The organism is Vibrio sp. V43_P6S15P86, assembly GCF_009904725.1.
GTDB lineage: Bacteria > Pseudomonadota > Gammaproteobacteria > Enterobacterales > Vibrionaceae > Vibrio > Vibrio diabolicus.
In genome coordinates this window covers 1-4,274 of the sequence record NZ_WXWT01000083.1, presented here as the reverse complement: position 1 = coordinate 4,274, position 4,274 = coordinate 1, and the positions used below count along the sequence as shown (strand labels likewise).

Below are 4,274 nucleotides of genomic sequence, written 5' to 3'. Positions count from 1 at the left end.
AAAAAAGCCGAGCAACTGAGGCTCGGCTTTTTACATTAGAATAGTGACGAAAGATTACTCTTCGTTACCTTCCTCTGCATCATCAGCGGCTGGTGCTTCTGGAGTATCTTGCTGCGTATTTTCGTCTGTTGACTCTAACGCTTCTGCTTCTTCACCAGCAGGCAGCTCTTCTTCATCAACTTCTTCAATACGTTGCAAACCAACAACAGATTCATCTTCCGCAGTACGGATAAGCGTTACACCTTGCGTGTTACGACCAACCTGGCTAACTTCACCCACACGAGTACGTACTAGTGTACCAGCGTCGGTGATCATCATCATTTCATCACCTTCAACAACCTGGATAGCACCAACTACCGGGCCGTTTCGCTCAGAAACTTTGATAGAAACGACACCTTGAGTGCCACGACCTTTTGTCGGGTACTCACTAAGCGCTGTACGTTTACCGTAACCGTTTTCTGTAACTGTTAGGATGTCGCCTTCGTGCGAAGGAACGATAAGTGATACAACTTGGTCATTTTCAGCCAGTTTCATACCACGAACACCAGAGGCGGTACGACCCATAGGACGAACACCTTTAAACTTGATCTCTGGCTGACCATTCTCATCAAGAACTGGCTTACCATTTTCGTCAAGTACTGGAATTTCTTCTGCTTCTTTAAAGCGAACCACTTTACCTGCTTTAGAGAACAGCATGATTTCGTTTTCGCCGTTAGTGATATCCACACCGATTAACGAATCGTCTTCACGTAGGTTTACCGCAATCAGGCCATTTGAACGAACATTTGCAAATTGGTTCAACGGCGTTTTCTTAACCGTACCGTCACCTGTTGCCATGAAGATGAATTTGTCTTCAGAGAATTCATCAACACGCAGAATCGCGGTAATACGCTCACCTTCTTCTAGTGGAAGGATGTTCACAATTGGCTTACCACGAGCAGTGCGGCTCGCTAGAGGCAATTGGTAAACTTTCAGACGGTATGTTTTACCGCGAGTAGAGAAACACAAGATGTTATCGTGGGTATTCGCCACTAGAAGACGCTCGATATGGTCTTCATCTTTCATCTTGGTCGCACTCTTACCTTTACCACCACGGCGCTGTGACTCGTAGTCGCTCAGTACTTGGTACTTAACGTAACCACCGTGCGATAGAGTAACCACAACGTCTTCACGTGCGATCAGTTCTTCCATGTCGATATCATGGCTCGCAGCTGTGATTTCTGTACGACGAGCATCACCAAAGCCGTCACGAACCGCTTCAAGTTCTTCGCGGATCACTTCCATCAAACGCTCAGTGCTTGCAAGGATATGCATGAGCTCAGCGATTTCTTCTAGAAGTGTTTTGTATTCGCCAAGAATCTTCTCGTGTTCTAGACCTGTTAGTTTGTGTAGACGAAGATCTAGGATAGCTTGTGCTTGTTGCTCAGTCAGGAAGTACTGACCATCGCGAATGCCGTATTGAGGTTCTAGCCATTCAGGGCGTGCTGCATCTGTACCAGCACGCTCTAGCATTGCTGAAACGTTGCCTAAATCCCAACCACGAGCGATAAGACCCGCTTTTGCTTCAGCCGGTGTTGGCGCCTTACGGATAAGCTCAATGATTTCATCAATGTTGGCAAGCGCTAGCGCTAAACCTTCAAGGATGTGGGCACGTTCACGCGCTTTACGTAGTTCGAAAATAGTACGACGAGTCACAACTTCACGACGGTGATCAACGAAGCACTTCAACATATCTTTCAGGTTGAATAGCTGTGGTTGGCCATTGTTTAGGGCCACCATGTTGATACCGAAAGTGGTTTGCAACTGAGTCTGAGCGTATAGGTTGTTTAGAACCACTTCGCCCACAGCGTCGCGCTTACATTCAATAACAATACGCATACCGTCTTTATCTGACTCGTCGCGCAGTGCACTGATGCCTTCAACTTTCTTATCTTTAACTAGCTCAGCGATCTTTTCGATCAAGCGAGCTTTGTTTACCTGGTATGGGATCTCAGTGACGATGATGGTTTCTTTACCATTCTTCTCCACTTCGATGTCCGCTTTCGAACGCATGTAGATTTTGCCGCGACCTGTTTTGTACGCGTCTACAATGCCTTTACGACCACTGATCAGCGCCGCCGTTGGGAAATCAGGACCAGGAATGTAATCCATTAGTTCATCAATAGTGATTTCTTCATTATTGATGTATGCAAGACAGCCATCGATCACTTCGCCAAGGTTATGAGGCGGGATGTTGGTTGCCATACCTACTGCGATACCTGAAGCACCGTTAACCAATAGGTTTGGAATTTTAGTTGGAAGAACCGCTGGGATCTGCTCTGTACCGTCGTAGTTTGGTACGTAGTCTACGGTTTCTTTGTCTAGGTCAGCCAATAGTTCATGGGCAATTTTTGCCATTCGAACTTCGGTGTAACGCATTGCCGCAGCAGAGTCGCCATCGATCGAGCCAAAGTTACCTTGACCATCGACCAGCATGTAACGAAGCGAGAACGGCTGAGCCATACGTACGATTGTGTCGTACACAGCACTATCACCGTGTGGGTGATATTTACCGATTACGTCGCCGACAACACGGGCTGATTTTTTATATGGTTTGTTCCAATCGTTGCCTAGTACGTTCATCGCGAATAAAACGCGGCGGTGTACTGGTTTTAGGCCATCACGCACATCTGGAAGAGCACGACCTACGATGACTGACATCGCATAGTCTAGATATGAACCTCTAAGCTCATCTTCGATGTTTACGGGCGTGATCTCTTTAGCTAAATCGCTCATAGAGCCATTATCCCTCTATTATCTGATCGTAATTACGATACGTGTAAGGTGCAAAAATATAACACACAATTCATCACTTCGGCATCACTTTCCCTCTCCTTTTATCAGGTTGTGAGCTTGGTTATGAATCAAATGTCGAGAATTTGCACACTCATCCCATATCTTTCTGATTAGTGGTTATATTTCGGTCAATATTGAGCAAAATCGGACTCTTTACGCGGAAAAGCGAGGTAAATTCCTTTAACCACACAACGCGAAAATGCAGGTTTTAGAGTATTGTCACTGGCACTAGTTCAAGGATGAACCAAAAACAATAGCTAGCGCTTTCAAAATTACAGGAACCTGTCGCGTTTGCCGCGCCAGTGAACTCTGTCATTGTCCCTTCACTAAGCACATCGAGGTTGTTTGGGTATAAAACGTTGGAGTATACTGACGCCCTCTAAAGGACTCAGATTGAATGCAATAAAACCAATTATGACTAAAGCACAAAACGTCGACCCAAGTGAAATTAAGAAATTCGAGGACATGGCTTCTCGATGGTGGGATTTAGAAGGCGAGTTTAAGCCACTTCATCAAATTAACCCACTTCGTTTGAACTATGTACTTGAAAAAGCAAATGGCTTGTTTGGCAAGCGCGCACTTGATGTCGGCTGTGGTGGTGGCATTCTTGCTGAAAGCATGGCGAAAGAAGGCGCTATTGTGACTGGACTTGATATGGGCAAAGAACCTTTAGAAGTCGCACGACTACATGCATTAGAAACAGGTACTCAACTGACCTACATTCAGAGCACAATAGAAGACCATGCTATAGAAAACGCAGGGACTTACGATGTCGTGACTTGTATGGAGATGCTTGAACACGTTCCAGATCCTCTCTCCGTTATCCGCTCTTGTGCTGCGCTAGTAAAACCTGGTGGTCACGTGTTTTTCTCAACCTTGAACCGAAACATCAAGTCATACTTGTTTGCTATTGTCGGTGCAGAGAAGCTTCTTAAGATTGTTCCTGAGGGGACTCACGAGCACGAGAAGTTTATCAAGCCTGCCGAAATGATGAAGATGATAGACCAAACTGACCTAACGGAAATGGGCATTACGGGCCTGCATTACAACCCTCTTAATGACAGTTACAAACTCGGCCGTAATGTAGACGTAAACTACATCGTTCATACTAAAAAATACTGAACGCCATTATGTTAAAAAATGCGTTTTGTGATTGACATTTTTTGTAGAAAATGAATCGAAAGCGGTAGCACAAAGTTGCCGCTTTTTTTGTCTTTTTATGCCTAAAATTCGTGCTCTAGATTCCATTTTAACCAACCTATTTTTCGTAGATAAAAACGACCAAAGATCAAGGAAAATATTTTTGCATGCGGTTATTTCTAAACCGATCTCAAAACCGTGCTTTTAACCATTCAAGTCTGCCCTTTTCTCATCGGTTAGTGTTCACTTACTGATTTTTTTCATTTTGTCAGTTATCCACAAGTCATCCCCGATCTGTA

The 4,274-nt window shown here is 44.8% G+C and carries 2 protein-coding genes; one reads left to right on the top strand and one right to left on the bottom strand.

Translation table 11 applies throughout. The annotated features are described in order from the left end of the window. Window positions 1–54: 54 nt before the first annotated feature. On the bottom strand, window positions 55–2,775 hold the full coding sequence (gene gyrA / locus CAG69_RS03620) for a DNA topoisomerase (ATP-hydrolyzing) subunit A (protein WP_085343492.1): 2,721 nt from the start codon (window positions 2,773–2,775) through the stop codon (window positions 55–57). A gap of 474 nt (window positions 2,776–3,249) precedes the next feature. Here gyrA and ubiG point away from each other — a divergent pair, with 474 nt between their 5' ends. Then, window positions 3,250–3,957 (top strand): bifunctional 2-polyprenyl-6-hydroxyphenol methylase/3-demethylubiquinol 3-O-methyltransferase UbiG, encoded by a 708-nt coding sequence (ubiG, locus tag CAG69_RS03615; RefSeq protein WP_031780424.1) that lies wholly within the window; start codon window positions 3,250–3,252, stop codon window positions 3,955–3,957. The last annotated feature ends 317 nt before the right edge of the window (window positions 3,958–4,274 follow it).